General features: G+C 40.7%; 24 protein-coding genes and 1 tRNA gene. 21 read left to right on the plus strand and 4 right to left on the minus strand.

Annotated features, from left to right (window positions below; genetic code table 11):
• Positions 1-3 precede the first annotated feature (3 nt).
• The gene (locus ACTFWY_RS07795; protein WP_349703896.1) at positions 4-1,020 is read left to right on the plus strand and encodes an alpha/beta hydrolase; all 1,017 of its coding nucleotides are present in this window, start codon (positions 4-6) and stop codon (positions 1,018-1,020) included.
• Positions 1,021-1,069: 49 nt separating this feature from the next.
• Here ACTFWY_RS07795 and nrdF read toward each other — a convergent pair whose 3' ends face one another.
• The 3 genes from nrdF to nrdH form a co-directional block, all read right to left on the minus strand.
• The gene (gene nrdF, locus ACTFWY_RS07800; RefSeq protein ID WP_349703897.1) at positions 1,070-2,038 is read right to left on the minus strand and encodes a class 1b ribonucleoside-diphosphate reductase subunit beta; all 969 of its coding nucleotides are present in this window, start codon (positions 2,036-2,038) and stop codon (positions 1,070-1,072) included.
• A 190-nt stretch (positions 2,039-2,228) separates the two neighbouring features.
• Positions 2,229-4,388 (minus strand): class 1b ribonucleoside-diphosphate reductase subunit alpha, encoded by a 2,160-nt coding sequence (gene nrdE, locus ACTFWY_RS07805; RefSeq protein WP_103300584.1) that lies wholly within the window; start codon positions 4,386-4,388, stop codon positions 2,229-2,231.
• A 98-nt stretch (positions 4,389-4,486) separates the two neighbouring features.
• The gene (gene nrdH, locus ACTFWY_RS07810) at positions 4,487-4,711 is read right to left on the minus strand and encodes a glutaredoxin-like protein NrdH (protein ID WP_003127409.1); all 225 of its coding nucleotides are present in this window, start codon (positions 4,709-4,711) and stop codon (positions 4,487-4,489) included.
• Between the two features lie 357 nt (positions 4,712-5,068).
• Here nrdH and ACTFWY_RS07815 point away from each other — a divergent pair, with 357 nt between their 5' ends.
• The 16 genes from ACTFWY_RS07815 (at position 5,069) to ACTFWY_RS07890 (ending at position 22,521) form a co-directional block, all read left to right on the plus strand.
• Entirely contained in the window at positions 5,069-5,536 is a 468-nt protein-coding gene (locus ACTFWY_RS07815; RefSeq protein ID WP_138371580.1) for a ferrous iron transport protein A, read from the plus strand.
• On the plus strand, positions 5,533-7,680 hold the full coding sequence (gene feoB / locus ACTFWY_RS07820) for a ferrous iron transport protein B (protein ID WP_171917645.1): 2,148 nt from the start codon (positions 5,533-5,535) through the stop codon (positions 7,678-7,680). The genes ACTFWY_RS07815 and feoB overlap by 4 nt, the downstream gene beginning before the upstream one ends.
• Positions 7,677-7,808, plus strand: coding sequence for a FeoB-associated Cys-rich membrane protein (locus ACTFWY_RS07825; protein WP_071870149.1), 132 nt, complete (start codon positions 7,677-7,679; stop codon positions 7,806-7,808). The genes feoB and ACTFWY_RS07825 overlap by 4 nt, the downstream gene beginning before the upstream one ends.
• Before the next feature lie 299 nt (positions 7,809-8,107).
• A complete protein-coding gene (locus ACTFWY_RS07830; RefSeq protein ID WP_208774666.1) occupies positions 8,108-9,364 on the plus strand; it encodes a CapA family protein in 1,257 nt (418 codons plus the stop codon).
• A gap of 367 nt (positions 9,365-9,731) precedes the next feature.
• Positions 9,732-10,196 (plus strand): PTS sugar transporter subunit IIA, encoded by a 465-nt coding sequence (locus ACTFWY_RS07835; RefSeq protein ID WP_060815089.1) that lies wholly within the window; start codon positions 9,732-9,734, stop codon positions 10,194-10,196.
• A complete protein-coding gene (locus ACTFWY_RS07840) occupies positions 10,189-10,464 on the plus strand; it encodes a PTS sugar transporter subunit IIB (protein WP_005471675.1) in 276 nt (91 codons plus the stop codon). Before ACTFWY_RS07835 ends, ACTFWY_RS07840 begins: the two co-directional genes overlap by 8 nt.
• A 23-nt stretch (positions 10,465-10,487) precedes the next feature.
• Positions 10,488-11,750 carry a PTS ascorbate transporter subunit IIC gene (locus ACTFWY_RS07845; protein ID WP_156248206.1) on the plus strand — a complete coding sequence of 421 codons (1,263 nt, stop codon included), beginning with the start codon at positions 10,488-10,490 and terminating at the stop codon, positions 11,748-11,750.
• Between the two features lie 116 nt (positions 11,751-11,866).
• The gene (locus ACTFWY_RS07850) at positions 11,867-12,481 is read left to right on the plus strand and encodes an SIS domain-containing protein (protein ID WP_003127416.1); all 615 of its coding nucleotides are present in this window, start codon (positions 11,867-11,869) and stop codon (positions 12,479-12,481) included.
• Positions 12,478-13,371 (plus strand): 4-hydroxy-tetrahydrodipicolinate synthase, encoded by an 894-nt coding sequence (gene dapA, locus ACTFWY_RS07855; RefSeq protein ID WP_252712092.1) that lies wholly within the window; start codon positions 12,478-12,480, stop codon positions 13,369-13,371. The genes ACTFWY_RS07850 and dapA overlap by 4 nt, the downstream gene beginning before the upstream one ends.
• Positions 13,364-13,996, plus strand: a complete 633-nt coding sequence (locus ACTFWY_RS07860; RefSeq protein WP_349703898.1) for a ketohydroxyglutarate aldolase — start codon at positions 13,364-13,366, stop codon at positions 13,994-13,996. The genes dapA and ACTFWY_RS07860 overlap by 8 nt, the downstream gene beginning before the upstream one ends.
• Before the next feature lie 20 nt (positions 13,997-14,016).
• Positions 14,017-16,113: a BglG family transcription antiterminator gene (locus tag ACTFWY_RS07865; RefSeq protein ID WP_439926901.1), complete on the plus strand. Its 2,097-nt coding sequence runs from the start codon at positions 14,017-14,019 to the stop codon at positions 16,111-16,113.
• A 518-nt stretch (positions 16,114-16,631) separates the two neighbouring features.
• The gene (locus ACTFWY_RS07870; RefSeq protein ID WP_439926899.1) at positions 16,632-17,675 is read left to right on the plus strand and encodes a DUF916 and DUF3324 domain-containing protein; all 1,044 of its coding nucleotides are present in this window, start codon (positions 16,632-16,634) and stop codon (positions 17,673-17,675) included.
• 142 nt (positions 17,676-17,817) lie between these two features.
• On the plus strand, positions 17,818-18,558 hold the full coding sequence (locus ACTFWY_RS07875) for a WxL domain-containing protein (RefSeq protein WP_156248204.1): 741 nt from the start codon (positions 17,818-17,820) through the stop codon (positions 18,556-18,558).
• 48 nt (positions 18,559-18,606) lie between these two features.
• On the plus strand, positions 18,607-20,364 hold the full coding sequence (locus tag ACTFWY_RS07880; RefSeq protein WP_349703901.1) for a WxL domain-containing protein: 1,758 nt from the start codon (positions 18,607-18,609) through the stop codon (positions 20,362-20,364).
• Positions 20,361-20,636, plus strand: a complete 276-nt coding sequence (locus ACTFWY_RS07885) for an LPXTG cell wall anchor domain-containing protein (RefSeq protein WP_171917652.1) — start codon at positions 20,361-20,363, stop codon at positions 20,634-20,636. Before ACTFWY_RS07880 ends, ACTFWY_RS07885 begins: the two co-directional genes overlap by 4 nt.
• Before the next feature lie 769 nt (positions 20,637-21,405).
• Positions 21,406-22,521, plus strand: a complete 1,116-nt coding sequence (locus tag ACTFWY_RS07890) for an AI-2E family transporter (RefSeq protein WP_156248202.1) — start codon at positions 21,406-21,408, stop codon at positions 22,519-22,521.
• A 597-nt stretch (positions 22,522-23,118) separates the two neighbouring features.
• Here the strand turns inward: ACTFWY_RS07890 and ACTFWY_RS07895 are convergent.
• A tRNA-Lys gene (locus ACTFWY_RS07895) sits at positions 23,119-23,191 on the minus strand.
• A gap of 283 nt (positions 23,192-23,474) precedes the next feature.
• On the opposite strand from ACTFWY_RS07895, the gene ACTFWY_RS07900 reads away from it, so the two are divergent.
• The 4 genes from ACTFWY_RS07900 to yycF all read left to right on the plus strand — a co-directional run bounded on the left by ACTFWY_RS07900 (position 23,475) and on the right by yycF (position 26,431).
• A complete protein-coding gene (locus tag ACTFWY_RS07900; protein ID WP_005471696.1) occupies positions 23,475-24,041 on the plus strand; it encodes a DUF1836 domain-containing protein in 567 nt (188 codons plus the stop codon).
• On the plus strand, positions 24,034-24,903 hold the full coding sequence (locus ACTFWY_RS07905) for a DegV family protein (RefSeq protein ID WP_279282456.1): 870 nt from the start codon (positions 24,034-24,036) through the stop codon (positions 24,901-24,903). The genes ACTFWY_RS07900 and ACTFWY_RS07905 overlap by 8 nt, the downstream gene beginning before the upstream one ends.
• Positions 24,904-25,282: 379 nt before the next feature.
• Positions 25,283-25,570, plus strand: a complete 288-nt coding sequence (locus ACTFWY_RS07910; RefSeq protein ID WP_003127432.1) for a DUF1905 domain-containing protein — start codon at positions 25,283-25,285, stop codon at positions 25,568-25,570.
• Positions 25,571-25,726: 156 nt separating this feature from the next.
• The gene (yycF, locus tag ACTFWY_RS07915; RefSeq protein ID WP_005471699.1) at positions 25,727-26,431 is read left to right on the plus strand and encodes a response regulator YycF; all 705 of its coding nucleotides are present in this window, start codon (positions 25,727-25,729) and stop codon (positions 26,429-26,431) included.
• Position 26,432 lies beyond the last annotated feature (1 nt).

Genomic DNA, 26,432 nt, shown 5'->3' on the forward strand with positions numbered 1-26,432 from the left:
AGCATGTATGTGAAAAAATTTTTGCGTGTTTGTTTATGGCTTGTCGGTATTCTAGTAACACTAGCACTAGTCGTACTGATTGCTTTTCAAGTGTCGCCTCGTCCAGGGGCCTATCTGATTGGAAAAATGTTTAATGACGAGGTGAAGATCACAGATGAAACCGCGTATCAAAAAAGTTTGCCTCATGTGACGGTAAAAAATGATCTGACCTATACTTCTGACTATGATCGTAGTACATTTGACCTCTATTATCCCCAAGGTGCTTCGAAAGTACCAGTTGTTTTCTGGGTGCATGGTGGTGGTTACGTCGGTGGTGATAAGGAAGGGGCCAAAGAATTTGCGACCTACTTAGCAGATCGCGGACAAGTGGCAGTGGTTTCATTGAACTATGAGTGGGCTCCTAGTCTAGAATACCCAGGGCAAGTCAAACAAATCAATCAAGCCTATCAATCGATCAAGAAAGAGGCAGCGCAATATCCAATGTTAGACTTTAAAAAAGTCATTTTTGGTGGAGACTCTGCCGGCTCACAGATTGCTGGGCAATTCTTAGCGATCCAAACCAATTCGGATTACGCCAAAGATATGAAGATGACGCAAGTGATCCCATCAGGAGATATAAAAGGATTCATTTCTTATTGCGGACCTGTTGACTTGAAGCAAATGGCTCATCAAACTTCTGATGATCGCTTCATGAAATTCTTTGTTAAAACAGTCGCGTGGTCTTTATTAGGAACCAAAGATTGGAAAAACAGTAAGGAATTGCAGCAAGTGTCATTAGTCAATAAATTGACCAAAGAATTTCCGCCAACCTATATCACGGATGGCAATGCCTATTCTTTCCAGGATCAAGGAATCGCTTTTGATCAGAAGCTTCAAGAGCTAGATGTGCCAGTTAAATCTCTCTTTTACAAAGATGTTCCTGAGGCAGTCAATCATGAATACCAATTTGATTATTCGCTAGAAGAATCAAAGAAATGTTTGGATGAAACCCTCGACTTCCTTAAAAATGTGATGCTGTAAGGCTTCAAAACGCGAAAAAAAGTTGACCCTAATAAAAGGTCAACTTTTTTTAATCTCCTAGACCGATGAAATAGTCATCATCTTTCATTGCTTCTACCGTTCCTAATAGATAGCCATTCCCCACTTGAGAGAAGAAATCGTGATTGCTGGTTCCGGTAGAGATACCATTCATTACGATCGGATTGACATCATTGGCCGTATCTGGAAACAGGGGATCTTGGCCTAAGTTCATCAATGCTTTGTTTGCATTGTAGCGCAAGAAGGTTTTGACTTCTTCCGTCCAGCCGATCGCGTCATACAATTCTTCGGTGTACCGTTCTTCATTTTCATACAATTCATACAACAAATCGTACATCCAGTCCTTCAAACGCTGTTGTTCTTCTTCAGGAAGCTCATTGAAACCTAATTGGAATTTGTAGCCGATATACGTTCCATGTACCGATTCATCACGGATAATCAGTTTAATGATCTCTGCAACGTTAGCCAATTTATTATTGCCTAAATAATAGAGCGGTGTATAAAAACCGGAATAAAAAAGAAACGTTTCTAGAAAAACACTCGCAATTTTCTTTTCAAGGGGAGTACCGTTCTTGTAAATCTCATTGATACGTTCTGCTTTTTTTTGCAGATAGGGATTCGTATTGGTCCATTCAAAGATTCCATCGATCTCGGCTTTTGTATTCAATGTGCTAAAGATAGAAGAATAACTTTTGGCATGGACAGATTCCATGAATTGAATATTGTTCAAAACAGCTTCTTCATGGGGCGTGCGTACGTCTTTACGCAGCTGATCCATTCCGCTTTCTGATTGAACCGTATCGAGCAGTGTTAGCCCGCCAAATACATAACCAACCGTTGTTTTTTCTAGATCTGAAAGTGTCCGCCAATCATCTAAATCATTGGATAATGGAATACGCGTATCTAGCCAGAATTGTTCTGTCAGCTTTTCCCAAGTTGATTTATCGATGATGTCTTCAATCGCATTCCAGTTGATTGCTTCATAATAAGTTTTGCCCATCTTAGGTTCCTCCAATAGTAGTCTTGATACCAGAGACAAGAACAAAAGGAGCCTACCTGATTGTCAGTCGCAAATGCCTTCAACCTTTCGGGAGGATCTCTAATCCATCTCGATCATGCTTTGGTGAAGACAGTTGATTCAATCAGGTAGTTTTTTTGTTCTTAGTCAGTGCTTAGCTTAGCGTGCGTGATTAAATCACACAGCTTTCGCATTGATTGCTGCCGATTTCTTCTGCGTCATCCGTAAAGGTCCGTACATAATAAATCGATTTGATCCCTTTATGGAACGCATAATGACGCAGAATGTTCAAGTCACGGGTTGTCTGTTTACTGGTTTCTTTCCATTCATAGAGCCCTTCTGGAATATCTGAGCGCATGAAGAGGGTCATACTCATTCCTTGATCCACGTGTTTTTGTGCAGTTGCATAAACATCGATAACTTTACGCATATCCATATCATAGGCTGAGCGATAGTAACCAATCGTATCATTGCTCAAGTAAGGTGCAGGATAGTAAATCTTCCCAATTTTCTTTTCTTGCCGTTCTTCGATCATTCGTGTGATTGGATGGATACTCGCACTTGTATCATTGATATAAGAGATAGAACCATTTGGCGCAACGGCTAAACGGTTTTGGTGGTACAAGCCGTCTTTTTTGACTGCTTCTGCCAATGCGGCCCAATCTTCTCCAGAAGGAATAAAGACACCGTCGAATAACGCTTTGATTTTGTCTGATTTTGGTTGGTAATCCCCTGTGATATAGTCTGTGAAATAGCTGCCATCCGCATAAGCTGATTTCTCAAAGTTATGGAACACTTCGCCCCTTTCTTTGGCGATGTTATTGCTTTCTACAAGTGTCCAGTAGTTGAGCAACATAAAGTATAAGTCTGTGAATTCTAATGATTCAGGAGAACCATATTCCATTTGATTCTTCGCAAAATAGGTATGCAAGCCCATTGCACCTAAACCAATCGTATGGTTCAACGCATTTCCATTTTGAATAGAAGGAACAACGTCGATGTCAGAAGCATCTGTAACAAAAGTCAACGCGCGAGTCATGGCACGGACGGATTTTCCAAAATCAGGACTGTCCATCAAATTGACGATGTTTGTTGAACCAAGATTACAACTAATGTCGGTACCAAGTACTTCATATTCTTGCTTGCCGTTGATCACAGAAGGTTCTTGCACTTGGAGGATCTCGGAACAAAGGTTACTCATAATGATCTTGCCGTCGATTGGGTTGGAACGATTGGCCGTATCAATATTGATGATATAAGGATAGCCGGATTCTTGTTGCAATTTCGAAATTTCGTTTTCAAGATCCCGGGCTTTGATTTTGGTTTTACGAATTTTAGGATTCATGACTAAATTGTCGTATTCTTTGGTGATGTCGATATAAGAGAACGGGATACCGTATTCTTTTTCGACACTATAAGGGCTGAATAAATACATATCTTCATTTTTACGGGTCAATTCATAGAATTTATCAGGAACGATCACACCAAGAGAAAGAGTCTTGACCCGGATTTTTTCATCCGCATTTTCTTTTTTGGCAGATAAGAAACTGATGATGTCTGGATGGAACACGTTGAGATAGACGACACCAGCACCTTGACGCTGTCCTAGTTGATTGGAGTAGCTAAAGCTATCTTCGAACAATTTCATGACTGGCATCACACCGCTAGCAGCTCCTTCGTAACCTTTGATAGGCGCGCCAGCTTCCCGCAAGTTAGACAACGTGATCCCTACGCCGCCGCCGATCCGAGAAAGTTGCAATGCGGAATTGATCCCCCGACCGATTGCGTTCATATCGTCGGTCAACTGGATCAAGAAACAAGAGACCAATTCACCTCGGCGTTTGCGGCCAGCATTCAAGAAAGAAGGCGTTGCCGGTTGATAACGCTGATAGATCATTTCATCAGCCAAAGCCAAAGCTAATTCTTCATCGCCATCTGCAAAATAGAGAGCATTGAATGCCACACGGTCTTCATAACTTTCCAAATAGGCTGTTCCGTCATTGGTTTTCAATGCATATTGAGAATAAAATTTGTACGCTGCCATGAAGGACTTGAAGGTAAAATGCTGTTCAGATAGAAACTGATAAAGTTCTTCGATAAACGCAGGACGATACTTACGAATGAAAGCTTCTTCTAAGTAGTCATGTTCAATCAAGTAATTGATTTTGTCAGTAACTGTATCGAAAGTCATCGTATTTGGCTCAACATTTTCTTTGAAAAAAGCCGCTAGTGCTTCTTTATCTTTGTGTAGAGGGATCTGTCCATCAACGGGGCGGTTGATTTCATTATTCAATTTAAAGTAGCTTACATCCTTGATTTCTTTTAAGCTCATAAAAGGCAACCTCTTTCCTTGTTTTGATCGTATAAAAAAGGATCTGCAGGTCTTGACGACTGACAAATCCTCCAAAAACACATTGGTTAAGTTACTGCTTAGCTGGCCAATTGACGTAATTGATCCGGACGGAAGCCAATGATTGTTTGTGCATCAGAAGTGATGATCGGAACGCTTTGGAATCCTTGTTCTTTCAAAAACTCAATTGCTTCAGGCTGGTTGTCAATATTGATTTCTTCAAAAGAAATATGATTATCGCTTAAAAAGCGTTTTGCCATTTTACATTGCATACAGTTGTTTTTTGAAAATAGTTTAATATTCATAATGATTTCCTCCGAGTCAGTAGTAGTTATAAATCTAGTATAAATAAGTCTAGGAGAAAGTCAACGAAAAAACACTATATCTAGTGCTTGTGAAAATTACATACACTATTTATAGTGTTTATCTGGTTTTTATACAACCGAAAAAAGCCGATTTTTCCTAGGAAATCGCGATTTATAGCCAAAAAGATCCGAGAATATGCAATGGATGTGAGTAAAAAAAATTCGAATTGTGAACGAACTTTCAAGTTCATCTGTGAAACAGATTGACTTTAGTCCTAAATCGCTCTATTATAATGATAATCATTCTCAATTGAACGGATAAATAATAGGAATCTTTCACAAGAGGAGGAAGAAATCATGAAAATGGCGCAAACAGAGGCTTCCAAAATATACCAAATCGAAGCGATCGCGACACCAAAGAACGTCACGGCGCATTTAAATGATTTGGGTCTTCGGGTAGGCGTTGACATTCTCATGGTTCAAAAAAACCGCAAAAGCGGCATCATCTTGCATCGGGACAACCGGATCGCATTGGATGCCAGCGTCATGGAGCAGATTGACGTGTCCGAAAGACAACAGCAGACGGTTTTGACTTCTCTAGATCAATTACATGTAGGAGAGCAGGGCAAGGTGGTAAAAATTGCAACGACTGGTGCTTTGCGGCGGCGATTGATGGATATGGGGATCACCAAGAATGTGCCGATTCATATCGTGAAACTAGCGCCACTAGGTGATCCGATCGAGATTCGCTTAAGAGGGTATGAATTGTCGCTGAGAAAACAAGAAGCAGCTTTCGTCTTTGTTGAAAAAGGAGTAGAGGAATGACCTATCAATTCGCATTAGTCGGCAATCCCAATAGCGGCAAAACTAGCACCTTCAACCAACTGACGGGGGCCAAGCAAACCGTTGGGAACTGGCCGGGAGTGACAGTCGAACGAAAATCAGGAAAGCTCCGTAAAGCCAAAGAAATCACGATCCAGGATTTGCCGGGTATCTATTCATTGTCTCCTTATACTCCTGAAGAAGTGATCTCGAGAAATTATTTGGCAGAAGCCCCCATCGATGCTGTCTTAGATATCGTTGATGGAACGAACTTGGAGCGGAATCTCTACCTCACTTTACAATTGTTGGAAATGGGTCTGCCTACAATAGTGGGAATCAATATGATCGATCTCTTAAAGCGCAAAGGGATCCAGATCAACTTTGAGAAGCTGTCCTATGGTCTAGGCGTACCTGTTGTTGGCTTCAGTGCTTTAAAACAACATGGATTGAATAAGCTGATTGATGCCGCAAAGAAAAAAGCTGGGAATGGCGACTCAGTGGTTGTCTATGATTCCCGTTTGGAGGCTGCCTTAGCAGAGATCAAGGCCCTTTTGCCCGAAGAGATTTCTGAAAGCAAACGACGTTGGATTGCCATCAAACTGTTTGAAGGCGATGAATTGATTCGTCAACAAGTCACTTTGACGCCGAGCAATGAAAAAGAATTAGCGGAAATTATCAAAATCACGGAAATGATTTTTGACGAGCACAGTGATGCGATTATAGTAAACGAACGGTATGAATTCATTCAGCAGTTGTTGGCTTTAGCAACGATCAAGGAAGAGGAATACCGCTTGTCCTTAAGTGATAAAATCGACCGTGTGTTGACCCACCGCCTACTGGCACTACCGATTTTTGCCTTTTTCATGTGGGGAATCTACTTCTTATCTATCCAAACGATTGGCACGATGGGCACAGACTGGGTCAATGATGTGTTATTTGGCAGTTGGGTTCCGGATATTCTACAGCAGTTGATGAACCAATGGCAGGTGGCACAATGGCTGCAAGAATTGATCCAAGATGGGATCGTGGCAGGTGTCGGGGCTGTCCTTGGATTTGTCCCTCAAATTTTTGTGCTCTTTTTTTGTTTGGCTTTATTAGAAGATTGTGGCTACATGGCACGAATCGCTTTTGTGATGGATCGTTTGTTCCGGAAGTTTGGCTTATCTGGGAAATCCTTCATTCCGATGCTGATCGCTACTGGCTGTGGGGTTCCAGGAGTCATGGCGAGCCGAACCATCGAAAATGAAAAAGATCGTCGTTTGACCGTTATGGTCACGACTTTTATGCCTTGTTCTGCCAAACTGCCAATCATTGCACTGATTTCCGGGGCGTTCTTTCCCGAAAGCTCATGGGTCGCACCATCGGCTTACTTCATTGGGATGGGAGCCATTGTTTTATCAGGCATTGCATTGAAAAAGACCGCTCTCTTTGCCGGCGATCCAGCGCCTTTTATCATGGAATTGCCTGCCTATCATTTGCCGCAACTAGGAACCGTGTTGAAAAGTGCGATTGATCGGGCCGTAGCTTTCATCAAAAAAGCCGGAACGATCATCTTCGTTGCATGTATCTTTATCTGGTTTACTTCTAGCTACAACTTTACCTTTGATCGAGTGGGGGAAGAAGAAAGCATCTTAGCCTTTTTCGGCCGTTTGTTAGCACCGATTTTTGCGCCACTAGGCTGGGGCACTTGGCGAGGTGCCGTGGCGACCATTACAGGATTGGTGGCAAAAGAAAATGTCATCGGGACTTTTGGGATTTTGTACGGCCAAAGTGGGGTTTCTGAAACCGGTACAGAGATCTGGCAAGTGCTGCGAGGCGATTACACCCCAGTAGCCGCCTACTCCTTTTTGATTTTTAACTTATTGTGTGCCCCTTGTTTTGCGGCCATCGGCGCGATCCATCGTGAAATGGGGGATAGCAAGTGGACTTGGTTGGCTATTAGTTATCAGTGTGGACTGGCTTATTGTGCAAGTCTGATTGTTTACCAATTCGGGCATATCTTCTTTGAAGGAGGGCAACTGACAGTAGGAACCTTGGCAGCGTTGATTGTTCTTGGTTTGTTGCTGTTTGCTCTGATAAAGAGACCCCAACAAAAAAATTCACCACTATTACAAGTAGTCGGAGAAGTAATAGGAGGCGAAAAATGATTGCAACGATTCTTTTAAGTCTAGTGATCTTTGGCTATGCAGGAAAAGTGCTTTATCGAATGGTCAAAAAAGGCAGTTGTTCTGATTGCCATCAAAGCTGTCCGGTAAAGCATGAAGAGAAAATCTAAAATCATCCATGAATCTAACGCCAGTTTTATTAGGTAACTAGCGAGTATGAGTAAAGCAGTTAGGCAGAAATGCCTAGCTGCTCTTTTTATGAGAAAGGGCTATCAAAAGAACTGTTTCTTTAGTATGATTAATTATATATATAATATTTATTTGCTATATATAGTTCTTTTATCGAAAGGAAATTAGCGATTTTAGCTCATTCAAAGCAGAAAAGCAAGAAACCGTGCAATGCATAACGTGATAGGTAATGAGAAAATGTTGACAAAGAAGGCTAATATTGGGAAGGCGGAGAGCAGCAATGAGGCAGCAACGAAGGATTGAACAACGGAAAAGACAGCTTCTATGGGCATTGAGCATAAGTTTACTGCTTGTTACGATTGCCGTTAGTTATTGGCTGATTCACACCATGCGTACTGGGACTGATTCGTCAACAAGCTCCCCAGATAACCAAGTGGCACTGTCTACTTCCAGCCAAGAAACAACAACGGCCTCTCAATCGTCGAAAATCACTCTGACAGCAAGTGGCGATATGCTCTATCACAGACCAGTTTATATGAGTGCATTTGATGGGAAACGCTATGATTTTGACAATGACTTTGAGCAGGTGCAACCGTTGATCGCTTCTGCCGATATTGCTTTTGGTGACTTTGAAGGCACCATCAATCCCAACAAAGAACTAGGCGGTTATCCTACCTTTAATGCGCCTCCGAATGTAGTAGAAAGTATCAAAGCAGCTGGTTTTGATGTGATTGATCTAGCCCATAATCATATTTTGGATACTGGAATCGAAGGGCTTAAAACGACTGCTAATGCTTTTCAGGAGATTGGATTGGAGCCGATTGGTGTCAATGTAAATGATCAAGGGATATTCGTCAAAGAAGCCAATGGCATCAAAGTAGCGATGCTGGCTTATGCTTACGGATTCAATGGCAATGAAGCTAGCTTGGCACCGGAAGAATATACGACCTATTTAAAAGATTTATCCATGGAAAAAGTAGCAGCTGAAATCAAAGAGGCAGAGAAAGTAGCCGACATCACCGTTGTTATGCCGCAACTCGGTGTAGAATATTCCTTAGAACCTACAGAAGAACAGCAGAAGATTTATCGACAAATGATCGACCTCGGAGCGGACATCATTTTTGGCGGTCATCCACATGTCGCTGAACCAACAGAAATCATCGAAAAAGACGGCGAGAAAAAATTTATTCTCTATTCAATGGGAAATTTGCTATCCAATCAACGCTACGAAACAGTCAACAACTATTGGACCGAGCGAGGGGTCATTCCAGAAGTCGAGCTCACAAAAGAAGGTGATCGTACATTTTTGAGTGATATCAAGCTGCATCCAACATGGGTCTCTAAAGAACCGATCCCTGATCGTAGATATAACGATCCGGAGTTTGGCACTACCGAAGCCTATGATTTTCAAGTTGTACTGGCAGAAGAATATCTTCCTGGGGGGAAGTATGCGGATAAAGTACCCGAAGACAAACGCCAGCGAATCGAAACCGCGTATCATGAAATGATGGAGCTGCTAAATTTAAAATGGAAATAAGCAGCTGAATCTGTCTCACTAACCTATGACATGTATTAAGCAGACATCTTTTGAATCAAGATGTCTGCTTTTTTCTGTTTTATTCAGTGTTTAGATCAATGTGCAGCAGATCTTAAGAAGCATTTAGTCCAATTTTTCTAGTAATGGTACCTATAAGTTGAACAGAATGACAAAAACTGAGAGAGGGATAGCTGTTGTAAGTTGGTAAAACAGCAAAATTCAGCAAATTTCATTGGCTACAGTTCAGTTTTTCAAGCTTTTTTCTAGAAGAGATGAACGCAATCACTATTGCCGGTACCAGTGATATTGCTTATAGTAAACGCATACAAGAAGACTCGAGAATTCTTTGTACGAGAGGTGGTTAACTTTGTTAAGCGAATTATTAAAAGAAGACTATATCCAATTGGATATCTCAGTAGAAAATTTTGACGAAGCAATCAAAGCATCCGCACAGCCGCTATTGACTGCCGATGTCATCGAGAATGAATACATTTCATCCATCCTTTCCATTTATCATGAGATTGGGCCTTACATTGTTATTACGAAACAAATTGCGCTGCCTCATGCACCCATAGAGAAGGGTGCAAAGAAATTAGCATTAGGATTCACTCGATTAGAACGACCCGTCATTTCTGGTCATGAATCAAATGACCCCGTCAAGTTTTTGTTTCCTCTTAGCGCACCAGACAATGAATCCCATATTTCATTGTTATCCGAACTGGCTGAGTTGCTGGGCAACAAAGACTTTCTGGAATTATTAGGAAGGATGACCGAAAAAAAAGAGCTAATCGCATTTCTAAAAAAATTTGAAGGAGAGAATAACTATGCATAAAGCATTGATTGCCTGTCGAGCAGGCGTAGGCTCAAGTCTGATGTTAAAAATCAAAGTGAATGAAGTCATCCGGGAAAACGACTTTCCAATCGAGGTGGAACATGCGTCTTTAGATGCTGTCTCCGGCTTTACGGGAGATTTGATCATTACTTTGACAGATGTTGCCAATGAATTAAGAGAAAAAAATTTACAGCAAACCATTATTGGGATCAACAACATCGTTGATAAGAAAGAAATCAAAGAAAAAATCGCAGCCGCATTAGTCTAAAAATCAATGAAGGAGAAACGCTCATGGATTTAATTATCAGTTTTCTTAGTACGCCAGCCGTACTTTTAGGTTTAGTTGCAATGATTGGGTTATTGGCCCAAAAAAAATCAATGACCGAAGTGTTGACTGGAACCTTTAAAACCATCATCGGTTTCTTAGTATTCAGTTCCGGCGGTTCGATCATGACTGGCGCACTACAGAATTTCAATACCCTATTCCAAAAAGGGTTCAACATCGTAGGGGTCGTTGCATCGCCAGAGGCCGCCACTGCACTAGCCCAAACAGAATTTGCATTTGTGACCAGTTGTACATTGATTCTCGGCTTTTTGATGAACTTAGTCATTGCTCGAATCACGCCATTTAAAAATATTTTCTTTACCACAGGACATAGTTTGTTTTTCGCTTGTGTGTTGTCATTGATTCTAAAGGCTCATCAGTTTGCTGATATTCCAGCGATATTAATTGGCGGAACATTACTCGGCTTTTTCTCTGCTGCGTTACCTCAGCTGTGCCAACCATTTATGCGGCGCATTACTGGCAGTGATGAGACCGCCATTGGACACTTTAACATGGTGGGTTATGCATTGTCTGGTTACATTGGGATGCTATTTGGTAAACACAAAGATAAAACAACGGAACACATCAATTTTCCTAAATGGTTATCCTTTTTTAGAGACTTCTTGATGGGCGTTGCGGCAGTTATGCTAGTGCTATTCTATATCTCCGCATTAAAAGCGGGGCGAGATGTCACTCAAGAATTAGCAGGAACGACTCATTGGCTGGTCTTTCCTTTCGTGCAGGCATTTACCTTTACTGCGGGGATGTCGATCTTGATGACCGGTGTTCGCATGTTCTTGTCCGAAATTACGGCGGCATTTGTTTCGATCTCGGAAAAATTCATTCCAAATTCTCGTCCGGCATTGGATGTGCCAACTGTTTTCCCGTTTGCACCAACAGCAGTCATTGTAGGGTTCTTATCCTCTTATGTCGCTGGCTTATTGGGGGTGCTGATTATGGTAGTCTTCAAGTTTCCAGTCGTGATCATTCCAGCAGCCCATATTTGTTTTTTCTCCGGAGGAACAGCCGGCGTTTTTGGAAACTCTACTGGCGGTTGGCGGGGAGCGATTGCAGGGTCCTTTGTCATCGGGCTGTTACTCGCCTTTTTACCAACAGTTCTTTACCCGGTGTATGGTAGCTTAGGCATCGAGGGATCGACATTCCCAAATATCGACTACAACGTCATGGGAATCTTATTAGATAAACTATTAAGTTTGTTTGGTCAGTAATCGATCGCTAAGACATTTGTCATCAGCTGAACTTCTGAATCTTTGCACGCAAAAAGAACTATCTCAAAGTGTGCAAAGATTCAGTGAAAACGAATCAGTGACAGAAAGGATTTTCTATGGAAACAACGAATTTAGCTTATTTTTTGCAAACAACCAAAGATGAGCTTACAGCTTATTTGAATGAGATCAATCAACAACAGTTGATCGATGCAGCTGAACTGATCGTTGCTGCGAAAAAAAAGAAGGGGCGTGTGCATGTGACTGGCATCGGTAAGCCAAGTCATGTTGCGGAATATATAGCAGCTTTGCTTTCTTCCACAGGCACTCCTACCTATTTTTTAGATGGAACTGAAACGATCCACGGCTCTGCCGGACAAGCCGAAAAAGGGGATGTCGTGATTGCTATTTCCAATAGCGGCGAAACAGAAGAATTGAAAAAATCGCTTCTTACTCTGAAAGCTTTAGGAATAAAAGTCATCGGAGTGAGTGGAGGTATCGACTCATGGCTGCAAAAACATTCCGATGCCTTCTTGTTTGCTGGCATCACGAATGAAGGAGATCCGTTGAACAAGCCCCCACGAATCTCGATATTGGCAGAAATCATCGTTTTACAAAGCTTGTCGATTTTACTGCAGCAAGAAGCTGCCATTGATATTGATGATTATTATGCATGGCATCCTGGAGGAAGCTTAGGGAGTGCTATCATGCAAGAAAGAAGTGTCGAAGAATGAAGATCGAAGGAATCATTACAGCCATGGTCACTCCTTTAGACGAGCAGGGAATCGATCGAGCAGCCACTAGAAGGCTAGTCAATCAATTGATTGCGAAAGGGATCCATGGGTTATTTATTTTAGGGACCAACGGGGAGTTTTATGCATTGTCTCATGCTGAAAAGCTCGAATTGGCAACGATCGTTGTGGAAGAGACTGCAGGTCGGGTACCAGTATTTGCAGGAGCAGGCGGGATTTCGACAGAAGCTGTCATTGATTTAGTGAATGAATTTCAAACCATTGGAGTCACAGCGGCTTCCATTATCACTCCTTATTTGATCAAGCTTACGGATCAAGAAGTGATCCAACATTACAAAATGATTGCTGCAAAGACAAAGCTCCCATTGATTCTCTACAACATTCCTAAAAATACTGGCATTTCGATCAATGAAACCATTTTTAAAGCATTGCTGAAAATACCCACTATTATTGGTATCAAAGATAGCAGCGGGGATATAGAAAACCTCAAAAGCTATCTCAACTTGAATGGACGAGATGACTTTTCTATTTTAGTAGGTTCTGACTCTTTGATCTTGCAAGCATTGGAATGTGGAGCTGATGGGGCAGTCGCAGCGACTTCAAATGTCTTAACGACAACTGACTTATCTATTTATCACGCATTTAAAATGGGAGAGATCCAGCAGGCAAGAAACTATCAATTAAGTATTGAAGACTTTCGCCGTATCTTAAAGTTCGGTACAGTACCCAGTGTCCTCAAATACAGCGTAGGTTGGATGGGGATTCCTGTTGGTGATCCTAAGCTGCCGGTGCTGCCAGTAGGTGAACAGGACTATCCAGAGATTCATCAAGTTTTAGCGGAATATCGAAAAGTGGAGGGATTCAATGAATAAGAAGCTCGCGATCCTCAACCGGATCCATAAAGAAAAAATCATGGCCATCGTACGGGTCGAAACAGTGGAACGAGCCGTTGAAATTGTTGAAGGCTGTAAAGCCGGTGGTATAACTTGCTTGGAAATCAGTTATACGAATAACAATGCCGGAGAAATCATCAAGCAGTTAAAGGAAATCTATCAAGATGAAATCGTTGTCGGTGCTGGAACCGTATTGGATAGCGAAACCGCCCGGGATGCGATTATAAATGATGCTGAATTCATTATCTCACCAGCTTTTTCCAAGGAAGTCGCACAGATAAGCAATCGCTATCAGATCAGCTATATGCCAGGCTGTACTTCTATCTCTGAGGTTTTAGAAGCTCTTGAAGCAGGGGCGGATATGATCAAAGCATTTCCAACGTCTTCTTTACATGGGCCCGGGATCGTCTCAACGATCAAAACACCATTGCCGTTTGTCCCGATCTTATCTTCAGGTGGCGTTTCTTTGACAAATGTTACAGAGTGGTTGAATGCTGGTGTAGAATGTATGGGAGTTGGAACATTATTGACAAAAGGCTCGCAAGCAGAAATCGCGAAGAATGCGACACGTTTGCGCAAGGAGATTGACACATTTATGGATTAACAAAGAGGGGAGTGAGGATCATGATCGATCAACGCACATTACAGCTGATACAGAAAATGATTCAAAAACCATTGATGGAGCAAGAGGAGATGATGCGCTTCTTTTCTCTGTCAAAAAATCAACTGGATTATGCAATTAGAAAAATCAATGAACTATTAAAAGCCAACAAACAGCCGTTGATTCGATCAGATCCTTATTTTATTCAATTAGCACCAAAAGCAAAAGCTTTTTTTCTGAATGATTTCCTAAACAGTGCTGTTTATACCCAGTATGAGATGAATAGTGAAGAACGGAAAAAATATATTTTTCTGATGTTGTTTTATTATGAATCAGACTATCTCTCTGTGAATCATTTCTTATCTGCGCTGCGTGTCGGCAAGACCACCTTTATGGCAGATATAAAAAAATTAGAAAAAGAACTGGCTCTGTCAATGATCACCATTGGTTATACGCGAAAAAACGGCTATGGGTTGATGGGGAATGAAGAAAATCTGCGCAATTTTTTTATGAAGATGATGTTTCATGATTTTGGGGATAATCAGGAGGAGTTTGTCTATCACTATTTCTTGGTCAATGAAAAAATTGATGGCTTCTCGCAGATTGAAGCTGCTGCAAGGGAAAAACTAAAAACTTTTTCGTTAGAGTTAGTAGAAAATCGCTTGAATGAGTTTTCTTATTTGTTTACGATGATGCTTCCTCGCTTAAACAAGCAGTGGTTAGTTTTTTATGAAACCTATAATTACCAAACATTTTTTCAGATGAAAGAATATTTGTTTGCAAAAGAATTATTAGCAGAATTTTCCATCACAAATAAATCAGCCCAATTGTATGTCTGTGGGTGGCTGCTGGGGATGGCGCTAGGGGATACTACCTACCCATCAGCGGATTTTTCGATTATTCATGAATTGGTCGAGCGCATCATCAAACGCTTTGAACTGTTGTCTGGTATCCGCTTTAAAGACCAGCAAAAGGTCATCAATCAATTGTATAGTCACTTTCGACCAGCCTATTATCGCTTGTTTTTTCAATTGCCGATCATCAATCCCTTACATAAAAAGATTATTAAAGAATACGAAGATTTGTATCAGATTGTTCAAGAAACATTACGTCCCATCGGAAATCTTTTTGAACGCGGAATCCCAGAAGATGAAATCTCTTTTTTGACCATTCACTTTGCTTCTTTGATTAATGACTTTGATGAATATCAAGTCAATCAAAAAATTGGTGTGATTGTTTGTCCGAATGGAATCGGCAGCTCTGCCATGATCTATAATGAATTAAAAATGATTTTTCCGGACATTATTTTTATTGGACCCATTGAGACCAAAGAACTATTGCTTGAGCGCCCTGAATGTGACCTGATCTTTACTACGGTACCCAATGTCAGTCTTTATGCACTGAAAAAGCCAGTTTATGTGGTAAATCCAATAATGACCAATGAAGAAAGAAATCAATTGATTCAAGAAGTTTACCATCAGCCCAGCGAAGCTATTTCTCTGATTGGGGTGGAAGAACTTATGGCTGTTATCAAAAAGCATGCGACAATCGAAGATGATAAAAGTTTGAAGAAAGAATTGCAATTGCTCCTTACCAGAAGAGAAGTCAATCCAGCTTATTCAGCAACCCTAGGCGAGGAAAGAAAGCCCGTTGCGTTGATTGATATGCTTAACCCACAGTACATTTTGACTAATATAAAAGTACGCTCTTGGGAAGAGGCATTCTATTTGGCAGCAACGCCACTGATCAAGGATCAAGTGATCTCACGTGGTTATATTGATACGATCATCCAAAACGTTCGCAAAGAAGGACCTTTTTTCATTATCATGGATCAAGTAGCATTGCCTCACGCACGGCCAGAAGAAGGCGCGTTAAAGCTAGGCCTAGGCATCACAGTCTTACAAGAACCAGTGATAATCAACAAAAAAGCGTCGATTAAATACATCTTCACCCTCTCAGCAATTGATCACAGCAAACATCTATCTGCCATTGCCGAGCTCGTCGCTTTGTTGGAACAGGAAAGTTTTTTCAACTTACTCGAACAAGAAGCCGATCCTCAACAAATCTTTGACTGGATCGCATCTTTTCTCTTGAAAAATAAGCATATGGTTCCGATGTAATTGGACTGAATAACTACACCAGAGTGATCATCCCCAAAAAATCTAACTTATTGGGTTGCTTCAATAATCAGTGTTGTTTGTGACTCTTTCCACTACAACTGACACACGAAGATGTAGATAAGATAATACCACTGAACAGTCAAAGAGCATTTAGGTTACTTGATGAGAGATCATGCAATAAATCGATCGTGCTTTTAATCAGACGTATACGCTTGAGATAGGTTATTTACATCTAATAAGGACATGGGAATCCTATCCTTATTGAATGAGGCACTATTTAAGTTATTCCGCTGAATCATGCAGTAAACCCGCTTATAACATCCAGCAGGATCATTTTTAATAATTAAATTAACATTTTTCATATAAAAAGAGCGAGAGCAATCATTGCGTATTATTGATTGCTCTTGCTTTTTTTTAGATTCACTCCTTTTTTTAGTCAAAATGAAGGTCGATATGAATTTGGGACAGCCTTTACCGTCAAGTTATACTATCAAAAGATTAGACTGAGGAGGGGTGTGGTGGAAAACAACAATTTAAGAAAAAAAATTAGACGATTTGTCATGATAGCAGTTTTGGCGCTATTGACTATTGGTCTCTTCCAAAAAGAAGTTTTTGCAGAAAACGTCAATACGTTCTCAATCCAACCACTAGATGAGAATGGAAATGTGAATGAGAATGGCTATTACCATATCATTGACGAGCCAGGAAAGCAACGCACTGTTTCAATTCGAGTGTATAACCTTTCTGAAGAAGAAATCAGCGTGAATGTGACCGTAAATCCAGCTTCTACGAATCAAAATGGAATCCCCAGTTATTTAGGGGAAGAAGCGTATGATGCTTCTCTCATTCATCGAATGGATCAACTGGTCGCAATTGAAGAGAGTGAACTCCTGATTCCTGCAGGTTCTTCGGTACTCACAACACTGATTATCTCCTTACCACAAGAAGAATGGGAAGGGGATATCCTTGGAGGCATTCGTTTTACTGAAAAAAAGAATCAGCAGAGTGAACAAACTGTGATTCATGAAGTCGCCTATACGGTAGGCATTCTTTTAAATCGAGTAGGCGGGTCAGCAGTTGAAAATGAATTGTCTTTAAATGAGGTGACCGCGAGTCAGCGTAATTATCGGAATCACATTGAAGCAAATCTACAAAATAGAGCTGCTGTGATTGTTCGCGACATGTCTATTCAGTCAAGCATTTATAGAGAAGGAAGTGGAACCCCTATCTATACATATGACGCATACGAGTTGCGAATGGCACCAAATTCTAATTTCAACTTTGGCATCCCTGCTGGAAATCAGCCAATTGAAGCAGGGAATTATGTTCTAAAGATGCAAGTAACAGCTGATGAAAAAGAGTATCGCTTTGAACAATCTTTTTCCATTACGAATGCGGATGCCCGGAAATTAAATCAAAGTGCGGTCAATCTAGAGCGGACGACATCCTACATGTCATATGGGATATTTGTCGGAATTGGCGTGATCCTCGTTCTTTTGGTGATGTGGTGGACTCGAAGGCGGACTCGGAGAAAAAAGAGAAGAAAACGACCCATGATATAAAAAGGACTGGCTTATCGGAGTCATCCAGCAAATTAAAGAGCATAAAATGCTTAATCGTAATGAAATGAATGAGCAGGATCTTGTGAAACTATGAAGGAACACCCCGTAAAATGAACTTCAAAAGGATAACGGAGGAAAGAAAATGAAAAAAACGACACGAACATTATCAATTGTACTTTTAGCAGCTAGTCTTGGATTGGGTAGCAAAATGGGGGATGCGGCAACTTATGATGACGCAGCGAATATTACGACTGAAGGAAAAGTGAATATCTTGGAAAATGACTCTTCAAACCCAGTCGTTCCTGACCCGGAGAATCCAGGAAATGAGGTTACTCCCGAAGAACCAACCAATCCTTATCCGGGACTTTTACGGATCAACTATGTATCAAACTTTGATTTTGGTCAGATTCAAAATGTCTCGCGTGCGATTGAACAAAAAGCACGGCTCGATCATGTGTGGGTAAACGGTGAAGAAGTCTCGCGTGTGCCTTTTGTCGCGACAGAAGATCGCCGAGGAAGTGAACGGCTAGGATGGGAATTACAAGTATCACAGCCGAATCAATTGGCAGATGCGAGTGGTCATGAATTGATTGGGGCAACGATTACTTTATCCGGGCTGCGTTATGTGAATGCAACGGCTGCTACACCAATAGTCAATCAAAATGAGATCGTCCTCGGAGCAGCGGCACAAACGCTAGCCACAGCAGATGCCGCGCAAGGGTCAGGTGCTTGGGCATTAGCATTAGGACAATCAAATGGAGAAGGGCATACTGACGGTGTTGTATTGCGTATACCAGCCAATACCACAGCAAACAATACTGAATATTCTACTGCGATTGTTTGGGAGCTGGTTGCGGATCCGACTACAGGAATAGGTGGATAAATCACCCTAAATTCTTCTGGATTAATTTGAAGGGAAAGGCGCGATCAAATGAAAAGAAATGTCCTTATCACCATAGCAAGTTTACTCGTTACAGGGCACTTGCTTCCCTCGACAATCCTAATTGCGGAAACCGTTGATGCGTCAGAGAGGCAAAGGGCAGAAGACCAAAGTTCCACTCTTGATTCAGATGAACATCAATTTTTTGAACCCGTAGATGCAGAAGATCATGCGGCTGATGAATCAGAGGGAAACTTAGATTTGCTTGATTCAGGGTTGGATGAAGAGAACATTGATCCTGAATTAAGCACGATTCCAGACAGAACGGAAGAGTCTAAAACGATTCAACCAAGTGAACATAGCGGTTATTCTGACGAAACTGTGCTCACAGCCGAAGCAGTCCCTCAAAAGATAGGACTAGGTGGGAAATTTGTCGAGGAACGACTGAATGAGTTAGTGACAAACGTCAGGCTGAATGGAGATGAAGTCGCAGATGAGGACTTTAAAGTCACTCTTTTGAATCAACCGAACACCACTTTCCTGGGAAATCTGCAAGTCCCAATCACCGTCGTACATGTAGAAACACAAGCAGCGACTCAGATAAATGTACCGGTGGAAGTGATATGGGGCCACTCGATATTTTCACGAGAAGCAGCAATCAGTGCTAGCACTGGAGTAATCAGTCTTCATATCAATGATAACGGACCATCTCTTGTTGCATCAGAAGGATTTGGCAATTCTTGGCCGAATCAAGTTACATCAAGACCACGTTATACGATTTATCGCAACGATTACACCAACCAAACGCTGCTTCCTTTTTTTACAGTAAACCAATCAAGAAGCAGTGTCGTACAAGCTTGGAACAATGTGTTAAACAATAGTCCGATTGACTTTGGTGATGTGATCGGATTAAGCGTAAATAGGTTCGCAGTAGCCAATCAGAATTACAATGGAGCCAATACATGGGTCACGAGAAATGAAGAACCTGTTCGAGAGGCGATTGGCTGGCCAGAGGCTCTGTATATGATGACACCAAGCGGCTTCCAATTGTTGCGAGTGAATCAATTAACGACGAATAAATTAACTTTTGCAGCTAGCGGTTCAACAGAAGAAATCCTTCAGAGAATGACAGAATTTTTCAATTTCCATGAAGAATTTACGGAACAGGAAAAAGAAGAGCTTTCGTTTGATTTGATCCGTTCTGATGCACTATTACCAGGCAAAGAAGGCAAAGCAGTTGTACAAGTGACACAAACAAAAGAAAATGGATACCGTTTTTCAATGACGTACGAGGTATCCTTTGCAGTTGGACTTGGACGACTGGAGTTGGCGGGAATTGCTCATGGCAATTTTGATTTTGGCGACGTCCTAAAAACGAGCCGTAGACAAAATATTCCAGCGCAAGGAGAGTCTGCTCCAACGATTATGGTCAGTGATTACAGTGATACTGCCCAGTGGAGCCTTTATGCGTCGATGAGCCCTTTTATAAATGAAAGAAATCAGGAGTTAAGAGAGGCAGCCATCGCTTTGAAGGAGTTGAAAGTGATCGAATCTGTTCATACAGGTATTTCCATTCCCAAAAATGATATCCTGTTGGGAACCACCCCTCAAATGATTGCGGCAAGAGATGGATCAGAAACAAGAGATGAATACGGAAGAACAATCATTCAAATTGGAGAAGTAAAAGACCAGACATTAACCGGTGTGTCACTTCATTTGCCTGCCAATACACCTGTGGACAAGGGAGAGTATCAAGCAACAATTACTTGGGAACTAGTCGGGGATCCGACGATAGGAGGCATTCGATGAGAAAGAGAGTGGTCGTGTTTTTGGTCGGTCTATGCTTTTTTATCCCCGTCTTTTCAAGGAGCACAGTGATTGGACATGCGACAACAAATGAGAATCGTGCGGTTGTGAGCTTTTACCAAGAGGAAGAACCCACCCAACCGGACCTGAATGATCCAAGAACACTCCCACAAACTGGAAGCACCTATTCTTATATAGGAATGGTAGGCTTAGTCATTGTCTTTGTGATGTGGTACTTAAAAAACAGAGAAAAAAAGTGTAGAAGGACAAATTGAAGATTTCACAGCATGTTTGTAAAAGAGGGACATCTTTCGAGTCAAAGAACAGCAAAAAAAATTGGTTATACCATCGGCAGGCCCTTCATCAATAAGGAATGACGTGTCGTTTTGCAAAAAATCTGGGACTGTGACATAAGTCATCATCCAACAAGTTAAACCGAATAATATACGATTGCTAGGATGGACTCTTCGGACTTTTGCGACGAGGAGCCACTGCACCGCAGGAGCAATACTATATACTGTTCGGATATTGTTACTTGTAGGAGACTTATGGCACAGCCCCAGATTTTTTATTATGAGAAAGGGCTATTTAAAGAACTGATTCTTTAGTATGATTAATTGCAGATAGAAATAATCACATAAATGTTAACTATCTATAAATGAATGCGCAAAAGCGGACATCTGAGCTGGATGAATATCGTCAAACAGATAAAGGAAACGAATACTAGGGCTGCCACCACAGCAGCCATTCTAGCTATACCTTATTACGAAATAAACCCTAGAAAGGTTGGTAAGAATAGCAAACTGTCAGCGAAGAATATTTCTCCTAGATTCGATCAAAAGAACAGGAACTTAGCTAAAAGATAGAAGGAGTGGAAGATGAAGCTTATTAAGAAGAGCCGATTAGTTGAATTTGATTTAACTACCTAATATGTAGTTGTTTTTAGGATTAACTTTCATCCTATCATTGTTTAAGTTGGAACTTCTTGAAAAAAATCTCATAAGAAGATAAGACAATAGAAGAACAGAAATTTGAGGTGACTTGATGAAAAAGTTAAATGTCAATTGGAATCAGTGGGGAAGTAGATTCATTTTTTGGATGAGTATTATCATTGCAACATTGATCATTCTAAACTATCAAATAGTGCTCAATCACTTAGGAAGATTTTTGCATATTTTGGCTCCATTTGTTATAGGATTTATTTTTGCTTACTTGCTGAGTGGATTACAAAATCGTTTTAAAATGTTATTGGAAAAAATTCCGCTTCCAGCTATCCAATCAGCTAGCCATCCCTTGAGTATTGTTGTGTTGTATCTATCGATTCTTTTTCTTTTATTTATCATGTTAAGTTACTTGATTCCATTAATCATTAAAAATATCAACGATTTGATCGCTGCCATGCCGCAAATTCAAGAATCAGTGATTAGGTATGTACAAGAACTTGAGGAAAGGGGAATATTAAGACAAATTCCGTTTGAGCGTTTTTTATCAGAGCTCACGAAGAAGTTTTCCACGGAGAATCTTTCTGCAAACTGGCTACAAGTTGTTTCGTCATTAGGCGGACTTACAATAAATTTGTCAAGCTTCGTCTTGAATAGTTTTTTATCGATTGTGGTTTCTATCTATGTTTTAATTTACAAAGATTCGATAGTGAACTTTGTTTCTTTGGTATCTCAGAAATTAATGTCAAAAACAGTATTTGAAAATTCGAAAAGATGGATCCATACGACACATGTGGTTTTTTATAAATTTATCAGCTCGCAATTTTTAGATGCATGTGTCATTTGGATTTTATCCACCATCATCCTGTCTCTTTTTCAAGTAAAGTATGCCATCACGTTAGGGCTGCTTTTAGGCATTTGTAACATGATTCCATATTTTGGTGCGATTTTTGCATCGTTGGTCACTGGGGTAGTTACGTTATTTACGGGAGGACTCAGTAAAGCAATCACAATTCTGCTGGCTCTATTGATTTTACAGCAAATTGATGGAAATGTGATTGGTCCAAGGATCATGGGTGGCGCATTAAATATCAATCCGATCATCATTATCGTTTCCATAACGATTGGTGGAGCTTATTTTGGTATTGTTGGAATGTTTTTAGCAGTACCTATTGCTGCCATCATTAAAATCATGGTATCTGAGTGGTTAGCTGCTTGAGAAAAGAATAGCTACTAATGTTATTTCTTAGAAATTGACTTCTAACAATGAATTGTCTTAATTCACTGGAGAGAGATAGCATTTTTTACGTATTTTTTAAGTTTGCTAGAATCAGTATATGATTCAAAAACAATGGGTAGATGGAAGTGAAGAACGAGAAGAATTGTTCGTGATAATAAAGAAATAGAAGTGCGTTTTCTTATTTTGAGAACGTACTTTTTTTGTGGATGAATTTAAAACAGCGATTCATTGTTGAGATAATGAAAATAGAATAGATTTAGAGAACTAGATTTAGGGAAATTGACTTCATTTTCTAGTTCTAAATGACAAGAAATTAAACAACTTGAGGAAGATAAAGCGATGTACTTTGAAGAAAGAGTCACCCAAAATATGACGCAAGTATCCAATTTCTAGCAAAACCACGACTACTGTAAGGATACCGATGTAATCATTCTGCTAGTAATAAAGAAAGAAGAAACATTCAATACCTTTTTACGCAAGTATAAAAGAAGAAACAAAAAAATGAGACTACGCACATTCTTTTCTAAACGCTCGAAAGCGCCAAGAATGTACTAGTCTCGTGGGTTTGGCACCCAATGGGCCGTGAGGGGCTCGAACCCGCGACCCGCTGATTAAGAGTCAGCTGCTCTACCAACTGAGCTAACGGCCCGTATCAAAATTACTTTATTATCTTAGCACTCCGACTTTTAAAAATCAATCGTTCTGTTAAAAAAAAATCCGTTTTTTTATCTTTCGTTTCAAAAGAAGACTACCCATAGAGTACATACTCCGTAATACTTATCCCCTTCAAAAATCAAATTCTTTTGTTTTCCTAAATTTTGAGCAGAGGACTACAATCCAATACCAGTATATGGTAAAATTTATCTAGTTATCAAAACCAGATAAAAAGTTTTTGATAAACCAATATTCTGCTATTTAAGATGGAGAAGATTATGGAAAAATTACGTTCAGATTTGTTTGATTGGAGCGAGTCGCTGAATTCCTTTCATTTGCCGCGGTGGGAAGAGCTGCCAACTTTGGAACTGTACATGGATCAAGTCATTACGTTGATCGATCAGTACTTGTCGCCGGTAATCCAGTCGGAAAAACATTCACTGCTGACATCATCAATGGTCAATAATTACGTCAAAAAAGGGATGATCCCACCCCCAGAGAAAAAACGGTATAACCAAAAACATTTGGCATTTTTGATTGCCATTACGATGTTGAAGCAAGTGTTGACAATCCCAGAAATCAAGACGGGAATATTGTTTCAAGGAAAAGTAGTCGGGATACGAAATGCGTACAATTTATTTTGTGAAGAACAGGAAAAAGCCATTTGGACAGTCTGCCAAGAGGCAGCAGGGTCAAAAGAAGCGGTGTCTACCGATCCGATTCCAGTAGAACTGATCGCGATCAAAGGGGCGACCCGTTCGTTTGCAAATAAATTATTGGCAGAAAAAACGATTGAACTAGAAGTAAATTACTTGGAAACGCACAAAGGAGAATCCCATGAATAAAGAGAAAATTGCCCTGCTTGTCGACTCGGGAACCGATGTCCCGGCAGAAATCATGTCACAATATGGTATGTATATGTTGCCATTGCAGATCATATACAAGGATCGGACGTATACGGATAAAGTGGATATTACAGCGGAAGAGATCTATCAACGATTGCCGCAAGAAATTCCTAGTACGTCATTGCCCGATGGCGAAACCATCAACAAGATATTTGATCGGATCAAAGCCGATGGCTATGAAAAAGTTCTGGCAGTCACCATCTCTAGTGGGTTGAGCGGTACTTATAATGTTGTTCGCTTGATGGGAGAACAACGGAATGACTTGGATATTTTTGTTTTAGATACGAAAAATATCGGGATTGGTGCTGGATTACAAGCGATCAGAGCTGCTGAGTTGCTGAATGAGGGAATCACATGGCAAGAGCTCAAAGAACAGCTGCTACAAGAAGTTGTCCGAAATAAGGTCTTTTTCAATGTAGCGACATTGGAGTACTTGCAAAAAGGCGGCCGAATTGGTTTGGTTGCTTCAATTCTCGGAAATGCCTTGAAATTGAATCCAATCATTTCTTGTAATGACGAAGGGATTTATTACACAGTAGCGAAATCACGAGGACGTAAAAAGAGTTTGGACAAGACCGTTGAACTGGTGAAACAGTACATTGGAAATCACAAACAATTTCGCCTAGCCGTGGCCCAGGGGGATGCGTTGGCAGAAGCTAAAGAAATGAAAACTCGTCTTGAACAAGAATTTCCTCAAGTGAAAGAAATTTTCTTTGGACAGATTTCACCGGCACTGGTTGTGCATACAGGACCTGGATTATTAGGCGTCGGAGTGCAGCTGTTAGACGAAACGGGGATTTGATCGAGTGACTGTGATCGTTTTCTAAGAGCCGCTCACAATCATTCATTAATGAATGTTAAAAGGTATGAAAGTTGTCTTTTCAACTTTCATACCTTTTTTTGTGCCGATGAGTGAAAAGAAGCCTGTTTCTCTAGAGATGCCGCAATGGTCAGTGACCTGAAGGGTTTGGCTCTCTTTTGCTCTTCGTTGCTCTCCTTTGCGCCTACTTACTCCTATTTACACCTAAGTTATTTTCGTTGAATAAAACAAGCAGTATAATGATTTCATAGAACAAAGCAACAGTTCTCCAAGGAGACGGATGCTTACAGATGGAGTTTTATGCTATCCGGATTACTTAAGGCAGTATCTTGAGTTGTTTATGAAAAAGGAGTGAGTGACAATGAAAGAATATGTTTTTGAATCAACCATTTATTCTTCTGAGATTGGTAAAGGTGGAGCATACGTGATTTTTCCTTACGATTTGCGGGCTGAATGGAATAAAGGGCGGCTGAAAGTTCAGGCAACATTTGATGGCGTTGACTATCAAGGAAGTATCGTCAATATGGGGTTGAAAAACCAAGACGGAAGTATTTGTTATATTTTAGGAATCAAGAAAGAGATTCGCAAACAGATCAAAAAAGACATTGGCGATACTGTAAAAGTTGTTGTGAAACCTATTACGGAATGAATAAGTTAGCAATCATGAGTGTGAAAAAGAAAGAACATCGATACAAAATTTTCTTAAGAATAAGCATAGATCAAGGCTAAGATTTGAGGAAAGATGAAAACACATCCTAAATCATGTATAATAAGTAGGAAAGAATAAAAAATGAGGTGACATTTTTTGAAAAAGATCCTAGTCGTGGACGATGAAAAACCGATCTCGGACATCGTCAAATTCAATTTGACAAAAGAAGGCTACGAAGTATATACAGCTTATGATGGTGAAGAAGCATTAGAAAAAGTGGCAGAAGTTGAACCGGATCTGATTTTATTAGATTTGATGCTGCCGAAAATGGATGGATTAGAAGTGGCACGTGAAGTTCGAAAAAATCACGATATGCCGATCATTATGGTTACCGCCAAAGATTCTGAGATCGACAAAGTGTTAGGACTGGAATTGGGTGCCGATGATTACGTGACTAAGCCCTTCTCCAACCGTGAATTAGTAGCTCGTGTCAAAGCTAATTTACGTCGCGGTTCTGCTTCGGCGAAAGAAGCAGAAGAAGCACCGAATGCAGAATTGACAATCGGTGATTTGACGATCCATCCAGATGCCTACATGGTAACTAAAAATGGCGAAGCAATCGAATTGACCCATCGTGAATTTGAACTAATGCACTATCTAGCGAAACACTTAGGTCAAGTCATGACACGGGAACATTTGCTGCAAACCGTCTGGGGATATGATTATTTTGGTGATGTGCGGACCGTCGACGTTACCGTTCGCCGTTTACGGGAAAAAATCGAAGATAGCCCAAGTCATCCGAATTATTTGGTCACTCGTCGCGGAGTCGGCTATTACTTGCGGAACCCTGAACAGGAATAAG

Source organism: Enterococcus sp. 125944 (genome assembly GCF_051909435.1).
In the GTDB taxonomy this organism is placed as follows: Bacteria; Bacillota; Bacilli; order Lactobacillales; family Enterococcaceae; genus Enterococcus_D; species Enterococcus_D gallinarum.

Coding starts and splice junctions, on each gene's coding strand:
- dapA (WP_252712092.1), top strand. CDS start 12,478: ATGAAGATCGAAGGAATCATTACAGCCATGGTCACTCCTTTAGACGAG.
- ACTFWY_RS07905 (WP_279282456.1), top strand. CDS start 24,034: ATGAATAAAGAGAAAATTGCCCTGCTTGTCGACTCGGGAACCGATGTC.
- ACTFWY_RS07845 (WP_156248206.1), top strand. CDS start 10,488: ATGGATTTAATTATCAGTTTTCTTAGTACGCCAGCCGTACTTTTAGGT.
- ACTFWY_RS07875 (WP_156248204.1), top strand. CDS start 17,818: ATGAAAAAAACGACACGAACATTATCAATTGTACTTTTAGCAGCTAGT.
- ACTFWY_RS07865 (WP_439926901.1), top strand. CDS start 14,017: ATGATCGATCAACGCACATTACAGCTGATACAGAAAATGATTCAAAAA.
- ACTFWY_RS07890 (WP_156248202.1), top strand. CDS start 21,406: ATGAAAAAGTTAAATGTCAATTGGAATCAGTGGGGAAGTAGATTCATT.
- ACTFWY_RS07815 (WP_138371580.1), top strand. CDS start 5,069: ATGAAAATGGCGCAAACAGAGGCTTCCAAAATATACCAAATCGAAGCG.
- ACTFWY_RS07860 (WP_349703898.1), top strand. CDS start 13,364: ATGAATAAGAAGCTCGCGATCCTCAACCGGATCCATAAAGAAAAAATC.
- feoB (WP_171917645.1), top strand. CDS start 5,533: ATGACCTATCAATTCGCATTAGTCGGCAATCCCAATAGCGGCAAAACT.
- ACTFWY_RS07825 (WP_071870149.1), top strand. CDS start 7,677: ATGATTGCAACGATTCTTTTAAGTCTAGTGATCTTTGGCTATGCAGGA.
- ACTFWY_RS07910 (WP_003127432.1), top strand. CDS start 25,283: ATGAAAGAATATGTTTTTGAATCAACCATTTATTCTTCTGAGATTGGT.
- nrdF (WP_349703897.1), bottom strand. CDS start 2,038: ATGGGCAAAACTTATTATGAAGCAATCAACTGGAATGCGATTGAAGAC.
- ACTFWY_RS07830 (WP_208774666.1), top strand. CDS start 8,108: ATGAGGCAGCAACGAAGGATTGAACAACGGAAAAGACAGCTTCTATGG.
- ACTFWY_RS07885 (WP_171917652.1), top strand. CDS start 20,361: ATGAGAAAGAGAGTGGTCGTGTTTTTGGTCGGTCTATGCTTTTTTATC.
- ACTFWY_RS07795 (WP_349703896.1), top strand. CDS start 4: ATGTATGTGAAAAAATTTTTGCGTGTTTGTTTATGGCTTGTCGGTATT.
- nrdH (WP_003127409.1), bottom strand. CDS start 4,711: ATGAATATTAAACTATTTTCAAAAAACAACTGTATGCAATGTAAAATG.
- nrdE (WP_103300584.1), bottom strand. CDS start 4,388: ATGAGCTTAAAAGAAATCAAGGATGTAAGCTACTTTAAATTGAATAAT.
- ACTFWY_RS07840 (WP_005471675.1), top strand. CDS start 10,189: ATGCATAAAGCATTGATTGCCTGTCGAGCAGGCGTAGGCTCAAGTCTG.
- ACTFWY_RS07880 (WP_349703901.1), top strand. CDS start 18,607: ATGAAAAGAAATGTCCTTATCACCATAGCAAGTTTACTCGTTACAGGG.
- ACTFWY_RS07850 (WP_003127416.1), top strand. CDS start 11,867: ATGGAAACAACGAATTTAGCTTATTTTTTGCAAACAACCAAAGATGAG.
- ACTFWY_RS07900 (WP_005471696.1), top strand. CDS start 23,475: ATGGAAAAATTACGTTCAGATTTGTTTGATTGGAGCGAGTCGCTGAAT.